We start from the raw sequence: 3,128 nt of genomic DNA on the forward strand, positions 1-3,128 counted from the left end.
GCTTAAGCTTCGGTGCGCCTACCTTAACGGATCAATATCCGTTTGATGATCAAAAGCGCAAAACCGGGATGCTCCCATCTGTAATTTAATCCCATTGATTGAAACCGTCCATAAATAGCTTAAATCTAACAGCTTTTTTACAATATTAAAAGCTTCTTCAATCCGCCAACGTCTTCGATACAAATCTGCTACTACCTAAGGGGGTAATTTTTCTGGCTCTAGCACACTTTTTAAATAAGAATGCCAGGTTTTTTCTTAACGAACTTCAATCAAACGTAAGGTAATAAACGGAGTTTTCTTCGTTCCAGACCCCAAACGTATCTTACGGTCTCGCAGTCCATAACTATCGGTAAATACTTCCTCTACTTTGATGGCGGCTCCTTTCTTTATTCGGGTAATAAAGTTAACCTTTTGCTCAATTAATCTTAACCAAAAACTAAAGTGATAAAAGCCTATATCTAATAGTAATAACGTATTTTTGCTGACTAAATTGAGGATATTCTCTTCAAGCTTTACATCAGATTCTTTCGCATTTTCGGTAAACCAAATTTCGACTGGCAATCTAGTTACTAGATCAATTACTGTACTTATTTTCCCCGCCAATTGTCCTATTTTAGCTGACTCTAAGTTTGATAATTTCCGAAATAATGCCTCTAATATTGAACTATCTATAATCCAAATCTGCTCAAATCTTGTTAATGTAAACTGAATACTTTCTGGTAAGGTTCGTTGATTTCTCCTCTGCCAATTTGTTCTTAAACGCGGTAAGAAATCCTTAAATACTTGTTCAAACAGCTCATCCGTAAAGGTCAAAAATCTTTGTGAGAGTGCTTGTTGGCTGACGGACGTGGGATTACACCACAGAAAGCCGTCTCTCGTTAACATTCGGGTCAGCTCTCTTACCCCTGCCACATCTCGCCATAGTAAGGTTAAGACCGCAGCCATCATCAATGGCAAGTTGAGAATTCGGTCTCGAAGTTTTAGCTGACGGTAGGAATTTTCCTCCCAAAGCATGGCTGGTGTCAGTAATGCTTCTAGTTGCTGGGCAATTACTTCATCCTCTATCAGTGGTCGTTGTTTCTTTTTCGCGTGGTCCCGGTTGGTAGTTCTGGTCTTGGTCATGGCTGGTCATAATTGCTCAACTACTTGCCTATTCTGAGTTTCATCTATTTTTTAACCAATGTAAATACCCCCTTGACAATTTACCCCTCACCTTAACTTGTCACTAATAGATGCCAACAGACTCCAACTATTTCGCCAAACTCAGGGGAAATAGCCTCGTCATTATCAGGCCAAAAACTGAGAATTTTGTCACCGACGTTAAACTGCGGTGCAGGATATTTTTTGGGAAATTCAAAGACTGACTGAGGACGTGGCACAAAAAATAACAAAGCGGCCGATGCGATTTTTTGCAATAACTCGCGACGGGGAAACATTAAGAGTTGCGATCGTCCGTTAGGACAATCGGCTGAAAGTGGCATAATTTATAGGCTCCAAACGTTGAGAGATAACGATTTGGGGAAGTCGTGACTTGTTAAGCATTTGCAGTGCTTAGCAGTCGCGCATCAATCTTCCTTAGTTACTCACGATTGCAGACTTACACTTCCTTGTCAACACAGGAAGTGTAAAGTTTTGTTTCAAATTATTCGGCAAGCAACTCCATCACTTCGTCGGGCGTAATGCCATAAATAGCAGCTAGCAGCTTGATACTTTTCCCGTCACTACCCAATTGTTTAAGTACCCCAATAGCACTACCTAAAGGGATAGCTTCTTTTGTTGAATGAGTTAGCAAGTCAATTGTCGTCTTAGTATTGGCTCGTTTTTTATAAGTACCTTCATTCATCTGTGTTGAATGTCCTAAGCTTTTAGCTCTTGTTTCCTGGGACATCCCTGCCATTTGACCGTTGAGATTAGCTAGGTGACGTAAAGCGTGAGACTGAGTAAAACCTTTATTCCATCTTTTCAAAGTAGCCCACGCACGGTCATTATATGCACCAGAAATTGTCTTTGGATTGTTCGATGTCAACCTAACTTCAGGCAATTTTCCTAACTTGATTCCCAAGCGTTCGATTAAATCCGAATGAGTAGGAGGAAGCATTGGCACACACAATCGGTAGCCAGTCTTAGTCGTAGTTTCCAACTTGGTTTTTTCCCCTACTACGGCAATCATTTTCGTGTTACTTGGTTCACTCAGTGCCGGAATAGTAATGCCATCTTTTGTCTTAAACGGTTCGTTGACGTTCTGTATCGCGAACACTTCATGTACCCGAAAACCATACACCACCTGCATTGAGAATACCCACAACCATCGTTTGCGTGATTCTAAGTTGTACCGCTTATCATCGGAGATAGCTAAAACTTCCTCGTGAAATTTAAAAAATTCATCCACTGATATAGACTGAAGGTCTTCTCTGAACTGTGTCTGCGTGCCGTTAATTTCTTTAAGCCGAATAAGCAAGTCAGTGTTGCCAACAGTCTCAGCAAGCTTACGCATAGCGCACAAGCAGTTTTTGAAACATTTAGTTCCTACTTGCTTGCTGTGAACTACCAGTAGAATGTCTGCCAGGTTCAGGACTGTGTTTTGTGGCAATAGCTTGAAATAGTGTCCGTAAACACATCGCCAACTATATTGATGGCTAGGATTGTTCTTGTCGCGAGGTTGACGACGCTTTGTGTGTCCATCCCAATATTCTTTTTCTACTCTTGCTATCGCCTCACCGAACGTCATCAAATCATTTTTGATGACGTTCTTTTCTATAATCACATCATCATACCAAGCCAAGAACTGAGACTCGGTTTTTAGTGATTCTAAAGCGCTAGCGACTAGGTGAGCCCTCCTCAAAGCATCAGTAATCCCTTGCATTGTCAGGTAACATCCGCAGGCTTTATTGACTCGCTTGACGCCTAACTTGAATTGAAGTGTTAAGTAGGTCGGCGAAAAAAAACAAAACTATGTTAAGATACATAAAGAAAGGTAGAAATTTAGTGAGGTAATTAATATATGGGCGCTCGATTAAGAGTATTTCTCACTCAAAAGCAAGACAAAACCCTATTTATAGTCATTTCAAATAAATGTGAGACAGAGGCAAGATCATGATAAAATCGATAAAAATAGTTAATTAGAAAAA

At 40.4% G+C, this 3,128-nt stretch carries 2 protein-coding genes and 1 pseudogene; all 3 read right to left on the minus strand.

Features of this window, described 5'->3' with window-relative positions; translation table 11 throughout:
* Window positions 1-75: 75 nt before the first annotated feature.
* A pseudogene (locus QT973_RS26810) lies at window positions 76-1,068 on the minus strand (IS4 family transposase); the annotation flags it as partial.
* 146 nt (window positions 1,069-1,214) lie between these two features.
* A complete protein-coding gene (locus QT973_RS26815) occupies window positions 1,215-1,481 on the minus strand; it encodes a hypothetical protein (RefSeq protein WP_333058645.1) in 267 nt (88 codons plus the stop codon).
* Between the two features lie 161 nt (window positions 1,482-1,642).
* Complete coding sequence (locus QT973_RS26820; RefSeq protein WP_333058646.1) at window positions 1,643-2,863, minus strand: hypothetical protein; 1,221 nt, start codon at window positions 2,861-2,863, stop codon at window positions 1,643-1,645.
* Window positions 2,864-3,128: the final 265 nt, after the last annotated feature.

It is taken from the genome of Microcoleus sp. Z1_A1, assembly GCF_036700305.1.
Classification (GTDB): Bacteria; Cyanobacteriota; Cyanobacteriia; order Cyanobacteriales; family Microcoleaceae; genus Microcoleus.